Source organism: Rhizobium sp. A22-96 (assembly GCF_053521805.1).
On the sequence record NZ_JBNWDQ010000005.1, the window covers coordinates 334,290 to 348,235 of the forward strand.

General features: G+C 60.0%; 14 protein-coding genes. 9 read left to right on the plus strand and 5 right to left on the minus strand.

Annotated features, from left to right (window positions below; genetic code table 11):
• Nucleotides 1–5 precede the first annotated feature (5 nt).
• The 5 genes from ACQZ6F_RS23160 to trmB all read left to right on the plus strand — a co-directional run bounded on the left by ACQZ6F_RS23160 (nucleotide 6) and on the right by trmB (nucleotide 5,567).
• Nucleotides 6–1,175 carry a hemolysin family protein gene (locus ACQZ6F_RS23160; RefSeq protein ID WP_449094246.1) on the plus strand — a complete coding sequence of 390 codons (1,170 nt, stop codon included), beginning with the start codon at nucleotides 6–8 and terminating at the stop codon, nucleotides 1,173–1,175.
• Between the two features lie 78 nt (nucleotides 1,176–1,253).
• Nucleotides 1,254–2,855, plus strand: coding sequence for an apolipoprotein N-acyltransferase (lnt, locus tag ACQZ6F_RS23165; protein WP_449094247.1), 1,602 nt, complete (start codon nucleotides 1,254–1,256; stop codon nucleotides 2,853–2,855).
• A 152-nt stretch (nucleotides 2,856–3,007) separates the two neighbouring features.
• The gene (locus tag ACQZ6F_RS23170; protein WP_034489843.1) at nucleotides 3,008–3,427 is read left to right on the plus strand and encodes a helix-turn-helix domain-containing protein; all 420 of its coding nucleotides are present in this window, start codon (nucleotides 3,008–3,010) and stop codon (nucleotides 3,425–3,427) included.
• A 188-nt stretch (nucleotides 3,428–3,615) separates the two neighbouring features.
• Nucleotides 3,616–4,869: a methionine adenosyltransferase gene (gene metK, locus ACQZ6F_RS23175; protein ID WP_068397592.1), complete on the plus strand. Its 1,254-nt coding sequence runs from the start codon at nucleotides 3,616–3,618 to the stop codon at nucleotides 4,867–4,869.
• On the plus strand, nucleotides 4,866–5,567 hold the full coding sequence (trmB, locus tag ACQZ6F_RS23180) for a tRNA (guanosine(46)-N7)-methyltransferase TrmB (protein WP_174070075.1): 702 nt from the start codon (nucleotides 4,866–4,868) through the stop codon (nucleotides 5,565–5,567). Before metK ends, trmB begins: the two co-directional genes overlap by 4 nt.
• Nucleotides 5,568–5,728: 161 nt before the next feature.
• Here trmB and ACQZ6F_RS23185 read toward each other — a convergent pair whose 3' ends face one another.
• Nucleotides 5,729–5,986: a BQ00720 family protein gene (locus tag ACQZ6F_RS23185; RefSeq protein WP_068397582.1), complete on the minus strand. Its 258-nt coding sequence runs from the start codon at nucleotides 5,984–5,986 to the stop codon at nucleotides 5,729–5,731.
• 45 nt (nucleotides 5,987–6,031) lie between these two features.
• Complete coding sequence (locus tag ACQZ6F_RS23190; RefSeq protein ID WP_068397579.1) at nucleotides 6,032–6,463, minus strand: Hsp20 family protein; 432 nt, start codon at nucleotides 6,461–6,463, stop codon at nucleotides 6,032–6,034.
• A 230-nt stretch (nucleotides 6,464–6,693) separates the two neighbouring features.
• On the opposite strand from ACQZ6F_RS23190, the gene ACQZ6F_RS23195 reads away from it, so the two are divergent.
• Entirely contained in the window at nucleotides 6,694–7,638 is a 945-nt protein-coding gene (locus tag ACQZ6F_RS23195; protein WP_449094248.1) for a nucleoside hydrolase, read from the plus strand.
• A 72-nt stretch (nucleotides 7,639–7,710) separates the two neighbouring features.
• On the opposite strand, the gene ACQZ6F_RS23200 is transcribed toward ACQZ6F_RS23195, so the two are convergent.
• The 3 genes from ACQZ6F_RS23200 to ACQZ6F_RS23210 all read right to left on the minus strand — a co-directional run bounded on the left by ACQZ6F_RS23200 (nucleotide 7,711) and on the right by ACQZ6F_RS23210 (nucleotide 12,428).
• Nucleotides 7,711–10,056: a methyl-accepting chemotaxis protein gene (locus ACQZ6F_RS23200; RefSeq protein ID WP_449094249.1), complete on the minus strand. Its 2,346-nt coding sequence runs from the start codon at nucleotides 10,054–10,056 to the stop codon at nucleotides 7,711–7,713.
• Nucleotides 10,057–10,250: 194 nt separating this feature from the next.
• Nucleotides 10,251–11,150, minus strand: a complete 900-nt coding sequence (locus ACQZ6F_RS23205) for a ribokinase (RefSeq protein ID WP_449094250.1) — start codon at nucleotides 11,148–11,150, stop codon at nucleotides 10,251–10,253.
• A gap of 99 nt (nucleotides 11,151–11,249) precedes the next feature.
• The gene (locus ACQZ6F_RS23210) at nucleotides 11,250–12,428 is read right to left on the minus strand and encodes a DNA recombination protein RmuC (RefSeq protein WP_449094251.1); all 1,179 of its coding nucleotides are present in this window, start codon (nucleotides 12,426–12,428) and stop codon (nucleotides 11,250–11,252) included.
• A 186-nt stretch (nucleotides 12,429–12,614) separates the two neighbouring features.
• Here ACQZ6F_RS23210 and def point away from each other — a divergent pair, with 186 nt between their 5' ends.
• The 3 genes from def (at nucleotide 12,615) to ACQZ6F_RS23225 (ending at nucleotide 13,897) form a co-directional block, all read left to right on the plus strand.
• Nucleotides 12,615–13,130 (plus strand): peptide deformylase, encoded by a 516-nt coding sequence (gene def / locus ACQZ6F_RS23215; RefSeq protein ID WP_077468566.1) that lies wholly within the window; start codon nucleotides 12,615–12,617, stop codon nucleotides 13,128–13,130.
• Nucleotides 13,131–13,195: 65 nt separating this feature from the next.
• Entirely contained in the window at nucleotides 13,196–13,456 is a 261-nt protein-coding gene (locus ACQZ6F_RS23220; protein ID WP_449094252.1) for a FitA-like ribbon-helix-helix domain-containing protein, read from the plus strand.
• Nucleotides 13,457–13,477: 21 nt separating this feature from the next.
• On the plus strand, nucleotides 13,478–13,897 hold the full coding sequence (locus tag ACQZ6F_RS23225) for a PIN domain-containing protein (protein ID WP_449094253.1): 420 nt from the start codon (nucleotides 13,478–13,480) through the stop codon (nucleotides 13,895–13,897).
• Nucleotides 13,898–13,946: the final 49 nt, after the last annotated feature.

Below are 13,946 nucleotides of genomic sequence, written 5' to 3' on the forward strand. Positions count from 1 at the left end.
GAACAATGAGCGACTTTACGACAAGATCGGCCCCCGAGGCCAAAGACAGCGCCGATGCGGCCTCCTCCGACGAGGTTGGCAGTAGTAGCAACGGCAAGCGATCCCAATCTTCATTCTGGGCGCGCGCTGCGCGCATTCTCCGCCCGGCGCAGGATGCCACGCGGCTGCGCGAGGATCTCGCCGATGCGTTGATGACCAACGCCACCGGAGACGATGCGTTTTCTCCCGACGAACGGGCGATGCTGCACAATATCCTGCGCTTCCGCGAGGTACGCGTCGAGGACGTCATGGTGCCGCGCGCCGATATCGAGGCGGTGGACCAGAATATCACCATCGGCGAGCTGATGATCCTGTTCGAGGAAAGCGGCCGTTCGCGCATGCCCGTCTATGCCGATACGCTGGATGATCCGCGTGGTATGGTGCATATCCGCGACCTGCTGTCCTATGTCGCCAAGCAGGCCCGTAACAAGCGCCGCAGCGGCACCGCCAAGGCTGCAGCAGCCGCGACGGCCGTGGCGACAACCGAGAAGGCGCCGCGCTCCGTCAAGCCTAATTTCGATCTTTCTCGTGTCGATCTGCAAAAGACACTGGCTGAAGCCGGCATCATCCGTAAGATCCTGTTCGTGCCGCCTTCCATGCTGGCCTCCGATCTCCTGCGCCGCATGCAGGTCAACCGCACGCAGATGGCGCTTGTCATCGACGAGTATGGCGGCACGGACGGTCTGGCCTCGCACGAAGACATCGTCGAAATGGTCGTTGGCGATATCGATGACGAGCACGATGACGATGAAGTCATGTTCAAGCGCGTCTCCGAAGACGTCTTCGTTGCCGATGCTCGGGTCGAGCTGGAAGAGATCGCCGCGGCGATCGGTCCGGATTTCGACGTCATGGAGCAGGTGGATGAAGTCGATACGCTTGGCGGTCTGATCTTCTCCGCGCTTGGCCGCATCCCGGTGCGTGGGGAACTCGTGCAGGCGCTGCCGGGCTTCGAGTTTCATATTCTCGATGCTGATCCACGCCGCATCAAGCGGGTGCGCATCACCCGCAAGCGGCATGCTGTCCGTCGACGGCCGTCAAAGGCAGATGGCGATGCCGGTCTATCCGAGCGCGGCCTGCCGTCGCCGGAAGCAATTGCCGAAGAAACTTCGACCGAACGCAACGCCGCCAGCCAATAAACGGCGCTTCAGCGGGACAAATCGCTGCTTTTTTGAAAGACTGCGGCCAGTTGATTCGCAGTTGAACGGAGCGGGCGTATGGAATGGCTTTCGGGCAGGGTGATCCTCGTCTGGGGTTTCAAACGCGCGTTGCTTGCGATTTTGGCGGGTGCGGTCGGTGTACTTGCGCTGCCGCCCTTCGGTTTCTTTGCAGCAATGTTCATTTCCTTCACGCTGCTCGTATGGCTGCTTGATGGTGTTGCCGCCGGTCCCGACAGCGGCTTTCTCGGTCGGCTATGGCCGGCCTTTTTCACCGGCTGGCTGTTTGGCTTCGGTTATTTCGTCGCCGGCCTGTGGTGGCTCGGCCATGCGCTGCTGATCGATGCCGACGAGTTTGCCTGGGCATTGCCGCTGGCGATCCTCGGCCTGCCGGCCTTTCTCGCCGTCTTCTATGGGGTGGCGACCGTCCTTGCCCGGATACTGTGGTCCGACGGCATGGGCCGCATCGCGGCGCTTGCCTTCAGCTTCGGGCTGCTAGAATGGGTGCGGAGCTTCCTCTTCACCGGCTTCCCCTGGAATGCCATCGGCTACGGCGCCATGCCCATACCGCTGATGATGCAGTCGGCGCATCTGATCGGCGTGCTCGGGGTCACCGTGCTCGCCGTCTTCGTCTTTGCGGCGCCGGCCCTGCTCGGCACGCGCCAGGGACGAGTGCCGGGGATCGGTCTTGCGATCATCATCGCTGCCGCCCATGTCGGTTATGGCTATTATGCGCTGAATCTGCCGGCCGCCCCGCCTGTCGAAGGCAAGGCAACGCCCGTCATTCGCATTGTCCAGCCGTCCATCGACCAGGAGACGAAGATGGATACGGCCGCCGACCGCACCGCGATTTTCGACAAGCATCTGGCGCTTTCCGTGCAGCCGCCTGCAAACGGCGGCAAACGCCCTGATATCATCGTCTGGCCTGAAACGGCCGTGCCGTTCATCCTGACCGACAACCGGGATGCGCTCGCCCGCATCGCCGATCAGCTTGATGATGACCAGATCCTGATCACCGGCGCTGTTCGCGTCGAGGACATGGGTCCGGGTGTCGATCCCCGCTATTACAATTCGATCTATGTCATCGATGGCCGGGGCCAGATCATCGGCGCATCCGACAAGACCCATCTCGTGCCCTTCGGCGAATATGTGCCGTTCGAGCATATTCTCAGTTATCTCGGTATCGACAATGTCGTGGAACTGCCGGGCGGATTTTCCGCAGCCACACGGCGGCAGCTGCTGACCATGCCTGACGGCATCAAGTTCTACCCCTTGATTTGCTACGAGATCATTTTCCCGAACGAGATGACCTCGGAGATCCGGCAGGCGGATGCGATCCTGAACGTGACGAATGATGGCTGGTTTGGCGATACGCCAGGTCCCTATCAGCATTTCCTCCAGGCAAGGGTGAGGGCAGTGGAGCAGGGGCTTCCTCTGATTCGCAGCGCCAATACCGGCATCTCCGCCTTCGTCGATCCGCACGGGCGTGTGCTTTCGGGAATTGACTATAATCAGCAGGGGTTTATCGATACTACCTTGAGTGGTGCAACTGTATCGCGTGTCGACGATAAAGCCCGGAAAACATACTTTTGGTTGATTGTCGGCTTAGTCGGCGTGGTCGCTGCCGTTTCACGCATGGGTTTTATTTCGAGGGTGAATTGACCAAAAAACCCTAAAATTGCATAGTGCTCGTTATCCGCCTTTTGAACGTAGACTGGAGGCCTTGGGGGCGTCGGCTGCAACGTGGCGTTATAGGGGGTGGAGAAAGGTACCGGGTGGCAGGTCCTGAACTCAACCTATGTTAGGGTAAAATGATGATTGAGAACAAAAAAAAGCCGAACCCCATCGACATTCATGTCGGTAGCCGCATACGCCTCCGCCGCACCATGCTTGGCATGAGCCAGGAAAAACTCGGCGAAAGTCTTGGAATTACGTTTCAGCAAATCCAGAAATACGAAAAGGGCACCAACCGGGTTGGCGCCAGCCGCCTCCAGAACATCTCCAGCATCCTTAATGTCCCGGTCTCCTTCTTCTTCGAAGATGCCCCGGGTGAGCACACGGCCACAGCGGGGGGCTTGGCCGAAGCATCCAGCTCTAATTACGTCGTCGATTTTCTGTCCTCTTCCGAAGGGCTGCAGCTCAATCGCGCCTTCGTGAAGATCTCCGACGGCAAGGTACGCCGCAAGGTGGTCGAGCTGGTCAAGGCGCTCGCCGCCGAGGCGGATGCCGAGTAGGCCTTTCGAGGCGCTGCAAAGCCGATGAAGTCGAGAGGCGGTCATTTTGGCCGCCTTTTCTGCATTTACGGCAAAAATTTATCCCTTCGACCGGGATATAAAGATATATTTATGTCCTTGTTCGGCTTGTTTTTCGAGCCGGAGACGAATATCAAAAGCAGAGATTTGTTCTTTGAGGGGAATCCCGAATGCGCGCGAATTATCTGTTTACGAGTGAGTCTGTTGCCGAAGGTCACCCGGATAAAGTTTGTGACCGTATCTCCGACGAAATCGTCGATCTGGTTTACCGCGAAGCCGCAAAGACCGGCGTGAATCCATGGGGCGTGCGCATTGCCTGCGAAACCCTTGCCACCACCAACCGCGTCGTCATCGCTGGTGAAGTCCGCCTGCCGCCGAGCCTGATGAAGAAGGACAAGGACGGCAACGACGTCATCAATCCTTCGAAGTTCAAGGCTGCGGCGCGCCGCGCCATCAAGGATATCGGCTACGAGCAGGACGGCTTCCATTGGAAGAAGGCACGCATCGACGTGCTCCTGCACTCCCAGTCCGCGGACATCGCCCAGGGCGTCGACAACGCTGCCGACCAGCAGGGCGACGAAGGTGCCGGCGATCAGGGCATCATGTTTGGCTACGCCTGCAAGGAAACGCCGGATCTCATGCCGGCGCCGATCTACTATTCGCACAAGATCCTGCAGCTGCTCGCAACCGCCCGCAAGAAGGGTGATGGCGAAGTCGCAAAGCTCGGCCCCGATGCCAAGAGCCAGGTGACCGTTCGTTACGTCGACGGCAAGCCATCGGAAGTGACCTCGATCGTGCTTTCCACCCAGCACCTCGACGATAGCTGGGATTCCAACAAGGTTCGCGCCGTTGTCGAACCCTATATCCGCGAAGCGCTCGGCGACCTGAAGATCGCTGCCGATTGCAAGTGGTACATCAACCCCACCGGCAAGTTCGTCATCGGTGGTCCGGACGGCGACGCCGGCCTCACCGGCCGCAAGATCATCGTCGACACCTACGGCGGCGCAGCCCCGCATGGTGGCGGTGCCTTCTCGGGCAAGGACACGACCAAGGTCGACCGTTCGGCCGCCTATGCCGCACGCTATCTGGCAAAGAACGTCGTTGCCGCCAGCCTGGCCGACCGTTGCACGATCCAGCTGTCCTACGCCATCGGCGTTGCCCAGCCGCTCTCTGTTTATGTCGACCTGCACGGCACCGGTAAGGGCGTCAGCGAAGACGACGTCGAAGCAGCGATCCGCAAAAGCATGGATCTCTCGCCGACTGGCATCCGCCGTCACCTCGACCTCAACAAGCCGATCTATGCCAAGACATCGGCATACGGTCACTTCGGCCGCAAGGCTGGCCGCGACGGTTCGTTCTCGTGGGAACGCACCGATCTGGTCAAGGCTCTCAAGGAAGCTGTGAAGGTCCGGGAAGCCGCATGATCGACGTCGAGCGCCGGTCGCGGGCGACGGAAGCATTCTTCGGCCGGCGCAAGGGTAAGGCCTTGCGCGGCCAGCAGGCTGAAAAGCTCGAAGCATTGCTGCCGCAGCACATTGTCGATCTTGCCGCTCCGGCGCCACAGCCACTGAATGACCTCTTCCAGGTGCCGACCGAACGTCTGCGCCTGGAAATCGGCTTTGGTGGCGGCGAGCATCTCATTCACAGGGCGCTGGAACAGCCGGCCACCGGCTTCATCGGCGTAGAACCCTTCGTCAATTCGATGCAGAAGCTGCTCGCGCGGGTCGACGAGACCGGCGCGCGCAATGTCCGCGTCTATAATGATGATGCCACGCAGTTGCTGGACTGGCTGCCGGATGGCTGCCTGGATCAGATCGATCTGCTTTATCCGGATCCCTGGCCGAAGAAGAAGCACTGGAAACGCCGTTTCGTTTCGCAGGTCAATCTCACGCGCTTCCACCGCGTGCTGAAGCCTGGCGCTCTCTTCTGCTTTGCCTCCGACATAGACACCTATGTCAACTGGACGCTGCAGCATTGCCAAGCCCATGGCGGCTTCGAATGGACCGCACGGAATGCCGCCGATTGGCTGACGCCCTACGAGGGATGGCCGAGCACGCGCTACGAGGCAAAGGCCCGGCGCGAAGGGCGTTCTTCGGCCTATCTGACATTCAAGAAAATCTGATTGCTGGTTTCACGGCTGGAGCAGGTGATCGATCGCTGCTTCCGCATCATCCCGTCAGGACCGCCATGCCAGGCGGTCTGGATCATGCGCATGCGCCGCGGCTGGGCCGGTCGGCGCGGTCCTTGCAAACGGTGAGCCTCACCGTTGAGCGGCGTCTATGGTCAGTGCAGGCTGACCGTCTTCAGTTCATCTTCGGCGGCGCGATAGAAGGTGCTGGAACGGTTGTCCGTCAGCAGTATCGGCGTGCCGTCGGCACCGAAAAGCGCCCATAGATCGACGTCCGGGTCGATATCGGGAGCTTCGGGAAAGCAACGGGAGACTTCGTTGCAATCCATCTTTCTGATGTAGGCAACCTCGCCGGTGCCGATATTGGCAAGCTCGGATTGCGTCAGGCGGGCGTTAGCTTCTTTCAAAAGCATATTCGTACCTCCAGTATGAGGGACCAACGGCATTAAGCCGTTGTCCTACTGTGAGACCGAAATGTTAATTTTCTTTACCATACGATCCGGTTCGGGCCGAATGAGATCGACCGAGAGCAAGCCATTCTTCAGTGCTGCGCCAAGCACTTGCATGCCGTCGGCAAGGACAAAGACGCGCTGGAATTGCCGGGCCGCAATGCCACGATAAAGATAGTCGCGCTCGCTTTGTTCAACCTGACGTCCGCGGATCAGCAACTGGTTTTCCTCGGTGCTGACATCGAGCTCGTCCTCGGAGAAACCCGCCACCGCCAGCGTGATGCGCAAACGCTCCGGCTCGCCCGAAAGGCGATCGGCACCCATGCGCTCGATATTGTAGGGAGGATAGCCGTCACTGGTTTTGGAAATTCGCTCAAGCGTCTTTTCCATAGTATCGAAGCCCAGAAGCAGCGGGCTGGCAAAGGGAGTCATCCGGCTCATCGTCTCAAAGTCCTTGGGTAGCAAGCGACCGTTCCGGACCTGATCTTCAGCACCCGGTTGTCTCTAATATGGGAGTACGCGCCGATGAGTGCAAGGCATCATCTCTTCGCATCTGCGAGATCAAAATCCGCTGCGGATGAATCGTTTGTGACAAGGCGAGGCAGCGCTTGACAAAGCCGGACCGAACTCGCGACAAAGCCTCTCGATCTGTCCGGAGGAAAATTACAAACATGACCGAACCTAGAAAAATCATTATCGATACCGACCCTGGTCAGGATGATGCCGCGGCGATCTTTCTCGCCTTCGGCAGCCGCGAAGAGATCGATGTCCTCGGTATCACCACCGTCGCCGGAAACGTGCCGCTGCGGTTGACGAGCCGCAATGCCCGTATCGTCTGCGAGCTTTGCAATCGTCGCGATGTGAAGGTGTTCGCCGGCGCCGACGCGCCGATCAAGCGCAAGCTGGTGACCGCCGAGCACGTTCACGGCAAGACCGGCCTTGATGGTCCTGCTCTGGCCGAGCCCACCATGGAATTGCAGCCGGGCCATGCGGTCGATTTCATCATCGACACGCTGCGCAGCGAGCCAGAGGGAACTGTCACGCTCTGCACGCTCGGCCCATTGACCAATATCGCGCTGGCCTTCCAGAAGGCGCCTGAGATTGCCGGCCGCGTGCGCGAACTGGTGATGATGGGCGGCGGTTTCTTCGAAGGCGGCAACATCACGCCGGCTGCCGAGTTCAACATCTATGTCGACCCGGAAGCGGCCGATGTCGTCTTCCGCTCCGGCGTGCCGATCGTCATGATGCCGCTCGACGTCACCCACAAGCTGCTGACGCGCAAGGACCGTGTTGCCCGCATCGCTGCCGTCGGCACCCCGCCGGCCAAGGCCATGGTCGAAATGCTGGAATTCTTCGAGCGCTTCGATATCGAAAAATATGGCTCGGACGGCGGCCCGCTGCACGATCCGACGGTCATCGCCTATCTCCTCAAGCCCGAGCTATTCAAGGGCCGCAATTGCAATGTCGAGATCGAGGTGACATCGGAGCTGACCGTCGGCATGACGGTGGTGGATTGGTGGCATGTTACCGAGCGCAAGCACAATGCCAAGGTCATGCGCGATGTTGATGCCGATGGCTTCTTCGCGCTGCTGACAGAGCGTTTCGCCCGCATCTGACAGGTGAATACAGAAAAGGGGCCGCCGGAGTGATCCGGCGGCCCCTTTTGTCGTTTAAACTGTTAAGCCGGCTCAGAATTCTTCCCAGTCATCCTGTGCCAGGGCATTGGCACCCTGCGTCTGGGGAATGGCCTTGCGTGCCGGCGCTGCCGCAGGTGAGGCAACTCTGCGGGCAGAAACAGGCGCCCGCATCTGCTGGGCCGTTGCCCTCAGTGCTCCGGCATTGTCCTGTACGCTGCGCGTGGTGCGGAAGCGTGCCACCAGGGTCTTCAGGCTCTGTGCTTCTTCAGCAAGTGTGACGCTGGAGGCCGTGGTCTCCTCGACCATCGCGGCATTCTGCTGCGTCACCTGGTCCATCTGGTTCATGGCTGAGTTGATTTCCTTCAAGCCGACCGCCTGCTCGCTTGCGGAGGCGGAGATCTGGCGGATGAGGCCGTTGATCTCCATCACCTGCTGGGCGATCTTGTGCAGCGCGTTGCCGGCGCGGCCGACGAGATCGACGCCTTCCTTGACCTGCCCCGCCGACGTATTGATCAGCGTCTTGATTTCCTTGGCCGCATTGGCCGAGCGCTGAGCCAGTTCGCGCACTTCCTGGGCGACGACGGCAAAGCCCTTGCCGGCATCACCTGCACGGGCAGCTTCGACGCCGGCATTGAGGGCGAGAAGGTTTGTCTGGAAGGCGATCTCATCGATCACGCTGATGATGCGCGAGACTTCCTGGGACGACTGCTCGATGCCATGCATGGAGGCGATGGCCTTCTGGACAATCTCGCCGGAGTGCTCGGCATCCTGGGAGGCAGCGTTGACGCTGCTTGCCGCTGTCCGCGCATTTTCAGCACTCGAGTTCACCTGCGCGGTGAGCTCGTTGAGGGCTGCCGCGGTCTCTTCTAGGCTTGCCGCCTGCTGCTCCGTGCGCCGGGCAAGATCCGAGGCGCTGGTGCTGATCTCGCCGGTACCGCTGCCGATATTGCCGACGCTGGCATTGACGGTTTGGACGGTCTCTTCGAGGCTGATCAGGGCCGCGTTGAAATCCTGCTTGAGCTGAGCGTATTCGCCGGGGAAGTCGTCGGTGATCCGATGGCTGAGATTACCCTTCGAAAGCTCCGCCAGACTGTGGCCGAGAATGCCGACGATGTGGCGCTGCAAGGTGACGCTGTCGTTTCGTTCGGTCTCTGAGCGGCGACGTTCGCCTTCGGCCGCCAGGCGCTGATCATTGGCTTCGCCTTCGAGGCGCTTGGTGTCGGCAAGCGCGAAACGGAAGCCTTCCAATGCCTTGGCAACCGAACCGACTTCGTCGGCCCGCGCCTGACCGGAGACCGGTTCTGCGTAGTTGCCGGCGCTGAGGCCGTTGACGCTCGCTACAAGACCCGCAAGCGGCTTCTGTACGAAGCCGCGAACGGCGGCGTAGAGGGCCAGCATGACGGCGATGAGCACCAGGATGCCGGCGACGATCATCGTATAGGTCTGGTCGCGCACAGGCGCTGCGATTGCGCTATGCGGCACGTCGATGAGCACGACCCATGTGGCGTTGAGGCCCGGAACCGCAAAGGGATAGACGACGCGGTCGAATTCTTCGCCACCGTCATCCGAAAGGTTTTTCATGATGCTTGCGGAGGAAGAGGTGAGTGCCGCCTTGATGGTATCGGCGCCGGCACCATTATAGTCCTTCATCAAAAGGGCGGCTGTCGGTGCGACCAGCCACTTGTTGTCCTGGGAAACCAACAGCACGCGGCCGGAGCCGAACGGCTGCAGCTTCTGCAGCTTCGTGGAAAGCGAGGCGAGAGAGATATCGACGCCCGCGACGCCGATCATCTTGCCACCAGACATCACGGGGTAGGCGATCGAGCTCATGGTCGTGGGAACGTCGGTGCCTTCGGCCATATAGGGCGGAGTGATCGAACCCTTGCCGCTATCGGCGGCGAGCTTCCACCATGGAGCCGTATAATCATTGTTGAAGGTGGAGAACTGGATGCCGCCATCCTTGGTCTTCGACCAATAGGGGGTAAAGGCACCCTTGTCGTTGACGCCCTGGTCCTTGTTGTTGGCAAGCTCCATTGTCTTGCCGTCGAAGGCGCCGAGCTGCTCGCAGAACCAGCTGCCGAAGGCAAAAGCGTTTTGTTCGACATTCGCCTTGAGGATGTTGATGATACCCTTGCGGTCGAAAGTGTGGCCCTCGTGGCCACGGCCGATGATGGCGGCCATGGAGCGCGCGGCGCTGGCCATCTCGCCGATATTGGCGGCAATCTCATTGGAAATGGACTTGGCCTCGGTATTGGCCTGATCCATCGTCAGGGTCTGGACGCGATCGCGGGTCTGGGAAATCAATAGAAAATTGGAAACCAGCAAAACAAGTGCGATCGCTAGCCCCGTGACCAAGATGAGCTTGGCCGCAAGCGACTTCATACGAAAGATGAACATCATTTCCTCGAAAAAGCGATGCGTCGGATAGGCATTATCCAGATGCAAAGTCGGCGCAGGATGGCCCTGTCATGGGGCCGCCGTGAGAATTCCTGCCGCAGCCGCAAGGCCATGCACGCCAGGCCAGAGGAGAATGATATGGAAGCGCAAAAATTTAATTAATTGCGCTTCGAGATGCCTACGATTTGTTGAGTTTAAAGCCGTTCGGCGACTTCGCTGGCAACGGGAATGGACGGCTGCGCGCCCGCCTTGAGGCAGGCGAGCGAACCGGCGACTGCGGCGCGGCGCAGGCTGGCATGAAAATCCAGGCCCTCGTCGAGGCTTGCGGCAAAATAACCGCAGAACGTATCGCCCGCACCGACGGTATCGACAGGCTCGATCACGAGGCCCTTGGCACTGGAAAGCTCGCCGTCGCGGATGGCGATGACGCCGTCGCCGCCAAGCGTCACGATCAGCGTCTGACCGGTTTCGCCGTGCAGGCGGACAAGAGCAGTTTCGCGTTCGGCGGCCGACATGTTGTCCTGGCCAGCCAGCCTCTCGAATTCGGTCTCGTTGGCGATAACGATATCGGCGAGCCTGCCGAGGCGTTCCGCTTCCGGGATCAGCGGCGCGAGATTGAGTACCGTGCGCACACCCTTGGCCTTCGCCGCGTTCAATGCCGTCTCGACGGCGTCGACCGGAATTTCGAACTGCAGCATCAGCGTATCGCCGGGGTTCAGCGCCGCGACGGCGGCGGCGGCGTCTTCGGCGGTATTCGTGCCATTGGCGCCAGGAACGACGGCGATCATGTTTTCACCGTCGCCACCCACCAGGATCAGGGCCGTGCCGGTCGGTTCCGAAACGCGGCGGGTGGTGGAAAGGTCGGTGCCGGCAGCATCGAGCAGCTCGAGCGCAGGTGCAGCAAAGCCATCATTGCCCACAGCACCGCTCATGCGCACCGTTGCGCCGGCGCGGCGCGCGGCCAGCGCCTGATTGGCGCCCTTGCCGCCGGCGGCCGTGGAAAAGCCGTTGCCGGCGACGGTTTCGCCCGGCTTCGGCAGACGGTCTGTCGTGGCGATGAGGTCCATGTTGATGGAGCCGAAAATGGTGATCATGCGGTATCCTGCCCTGCGAGTTGTGCATGATCCCACCCGAAGGCTGCCCTATGTCTTTTGGGATCACGCGCCGATTTCGCGCGACACTGCCCGAAGCGATCAGTCCTCGTCAACTACTCTCAGCTTGAGTTGGCTGGTACGGTTGTCGATCGGCTTCGGTCTGTCCTCCGCACGCGCCTTTGTCGGCTCTTTCGCGGTCTCGAATTCCAGCGCTTCTATCCTCTCGCCACGCCTTGCCAGCTTATCGGCAGAGGTGACGATCATGTCGACATCCTTCTGCGCCATGGCGAAATGTCCCTGGAGCTTGCGCACCCGTTCGTCCAGGCGCGAGAGATCGTCCATCAGATGCGCCACTTCGCTCTGGATGACATGCGCCTGCTCGCGCATGCGCTGGTCCTTCAGCACCGCCTGGATGACCTGGATCGACAGCATCAGCAGCGATGGTGAGACGATGACGATGCGCGAGCGCTGCGCCTTCTGCACGATCGCTTCGAAATTCTCGTGGATCTCCGCGAAGATCGATTCCGAGGGCACGAACAGAAAGGCGGTATCCTGGGTTTCGCTCGGAATAAGATACTTCTCCGAGATATCGCGGATATGCAGTTCCAGATCTCGGCGGAATTGCTGCGCGGCAATCTTGCCCTGCTCGGGGCTCGCCGCGGCGCGAATGGCATTCCAGGCTTCGAGCGGAAACTTGGCATCGATGACCAGCGGCGGCGAGCCGTTCGGCATTCGGATGGTGCAGTCGGGCCGCGAGCCGTTCGAAAGCGTCGGCTGGAAGGAATAAGCGCCCATCGGCAACCCGTCGGCGATGATGGTCTCCATGCGCGCCTGGCCGAAGGCGCCGCGCGTCTGCTTGTTGGAGAGGATGGCCTGCAGGCCGACGACGTCCTTTGCCAGTGATTGGATATTGGTCTGGGCCGTATCGATGACGGCAAGCCGTTCCTGCAGCCGGCGCAGGTTCTCGTGCGTCGAGCGCGTCTGTTCGCCGATCGTCGCGGTGACCCGTTGCGACATGCCGTCCAGGCGCTGGCCGATGGCCTGGTTGAGCTCCGCCTGCCGCGAGCCGAACACCTCGGCCATGGTCGCGAGCCGGCCCTGCATCTCCGCCTGCGCCCGCAAAAGCGTTGCCATGTTGTGCTCTGATTCCAGCATGTCGTCCTCAGATCGTCCGCGACCGCGCATCAGAAGAACGAGGACGGCGATCACGAGCAGGATGACGAGGCCGGTCAGAACCTGGATCGCGGAGATGGCTTGGCCGAAGAGGATGAAGGACATGGAACCGAGTATGCTCGTGGAATTCTTACGGACACCATAACAAAAACATCATGAATAGCTAGATCAAAACGTGAACAAGATTTTTCGGCCGTTTAGTCAGATCCGATGCGTCGTCGGTGAAAAAACACCTCGATACGCCCATCTTGGCGATTCCATCGCAGTAAAAGATGCGTTATGGGAAACGTCATGACGATCAAGCCACTCATCATTTTACCCGATCCGCTGCTCCGCCAGGCTTCCAAGCCGATCGAGCGCATCGATGCCGAAACGCAGCGCCTCGCTGACGATATGCTGGAAACCATGTATGACGCGCCGGGCATTGGCCTTGCCGCCGTCCAGATCGGCGTTGCGCGCCGGATGCTTGTCATCGACGTATCGCGCGAAGGCGAAGAAAAGAAGCCGCTGGTTTTCATCAACCCGGAAATCGTCACCTCTTCGGACGAACGTTCGGTCTACGAGGAAGGCTGCCTGTCCATTCCCGATTACTATGCGGAAGTAGAGCGGCCGGCCCGGGTCACCGTCAAGCATCTCGATCGCGACGGCAAGGAACAGCTGACAGAAGCCGACGGCCTGCTCGCAACCTGCGTGCAGCACGAAATCGACCATCTGAACGGCGTGCTGTTCATCGACTATATCTCCCGCCTGAAGCGCGAAATGGTGATCAAGAAGTTCACCAAGGCCGCCAAGGCGAAGGCTCTCTGATCTCGAGTCATTGAAAGATTGGGCTGCAGCGCCTATGATATCATTGATATCAAATGGAGGCGCCCATGAGCGATCTTTTGCTGCGCGGCATCGATGACACGCTGAAGAAGCAATTGCAGGCGAATGCCAATCGGCATGGCCGCAGTCTATCCGACGAGGCGATTGATCTGTTGCGCCAGTCGCTTGGACGCCAGCAGGATTCCAACAGTTCCGCAGGGCAGCGGCTGAGAACCATTCTCGGCGGTGAGAAACTGAGCGAAGAAGAGATCGATGCAATTGCCGCCTTCCGGCACGCACCTGATCGCGAACCGCCGCGGTTTGAGTGATCGTTCCTTGGGATACTTCAGATGATTGTGCTCGACACCAACGTCGTGTCCGAACTTCAAGGGCGGTTGTATAGCGATCGGATATTGTCATGGCTCGATGGTTTCGCCGCCGAGACCATTTTCGTGACGACGGTTACGATAGGTGAGATTCGCTTCGGTCTGGAGCTCTTGGCCGAGGGAAAGCGTAAGGCCGCGTTGATTGCTCAGTTGGAGGCGATAGAGGCCGAATTTTCCGGCCGTGTCCTTGGATTTTCCAGCAGTGCGGCGCATCAGTATGGAATAGTTTCTGCCCTGCGGCACAAAATGGGGCGGCGGATGGAAACGAAGGACGCCATGATCGCTGCCATCTGTCTCGCGCATGGCGCCACATTGGCGACGCGCAATACAAAAGATTTCGAAGGGCTTGATCTCAAGCTCATAAACCCGTTTGAAGACGGCTAACCTGTTGACCCCTGACAACGCGCAGCGTTTTCGGCGCCAGTCACACGAA

Excerpts from the sequence above, each read along its gene's own strand:
- ACQZ6F_RS23210 (WP_449094251.1), bottom strand. The coding sequence starts at position 12,428 with ATGTCCTTCATCCTCTTCGGCCAAGCCATCTCCGCGATCCAGGTTCTG.
- ACQZ6F_RS23200 (WP_449094249.1), bottom strand. The coding sequence starts at position 10,056 with ATGTTCATCTTTCGTATGAAGTCGCTTGCGGCCAAGCTCATCTTGGTC.
- ACQZ6F_RS23160 (WP_449094246.1), top strand. The coding sequence starts at position 6 with ATGAGCGACTTTACGACAAGATCGGCCCCCGAGGCCAAAGACAGCGCC.
- ACQZ6F_RS23220 (WP_449094252.1), top strand. The coding sequence starts at position 13,196 with ATGAGCGATCTTTTGCTGCGCGGCATCGATGACACGCTGAAGAAGCAA.
- ACQZ6F_RS23170 (WP_034489843.1), top strand. The coding sequence starts at position 3,008 with ATGATTGAGAACAAAAAAAAGCCGAACCCCATCGACATTCATGTCGGT.
- ACQZ6F_RS23225 (WP_449094253.1), top strand. The coding sequence starts at position 13,478 with ATGATTGTGCTCGACACCAACGTCGTGTCCGAACTTCAAGGGCGGTTG.
- def (WP_077468566.1), top strand. The coding sequence starts at position 12,615 with ATGACGATCAAGCCACTCATCATTTTACCCGATCCGCTGCTCCGCCAG.
- lnt (WP_449094247.1), top strand. The coding sequence starts at position 1,254 with ATGGAATGGCTTTCGGGCAGGGTGATCCTCGTCTGGGGTTTCAAACGC.
- trmB (WP_174070075.1), top strand. The coding sequence starts at position 4,866 with ATGATCGACGTCGAGCGCCGGTCGCGGGCGACGGAAGCATTCTTCGGC.
- ACQZ6F_RS23185 (WP_068397582.1), bottom strand. The coding sequence starts at position 5,986 with ATGCTTTTGAAAGAAGCTAACGCCCGCCTGACGCAATCCGAGCTTGCC.
- ACQZ6F_RS23205 (WP_449094250.1), bottom strand. The coding sequence starts at position 11,150 with ATGATCACCATTTTCGGCTCCATCAACATGGACCTCATCGCCACGACA.
- ACQZ6F_RS23190 (WP_068397579.1), bottom strand. The coding sequence starts at position 6,463 with ATGAGCCGGATGACTCCCTTTGCCAGCCCGCTGCTTCTGGGCTTCGAT.
- metK (WP_068397592.1), top strand. The coding sequence starts at position 3,616 with ATGCGCGCGAATTATCTGTTTACGAGTGAGTCTGTTGCCGAAGGTCAC.
- ACQZ6F_RS23195 (WP_449094248.1), top strand. The coding sequence starts at position 6,694 with ATGACCGAACCTAGAAAAATCATTATCGATACCGACCCTGGTCAGGAT.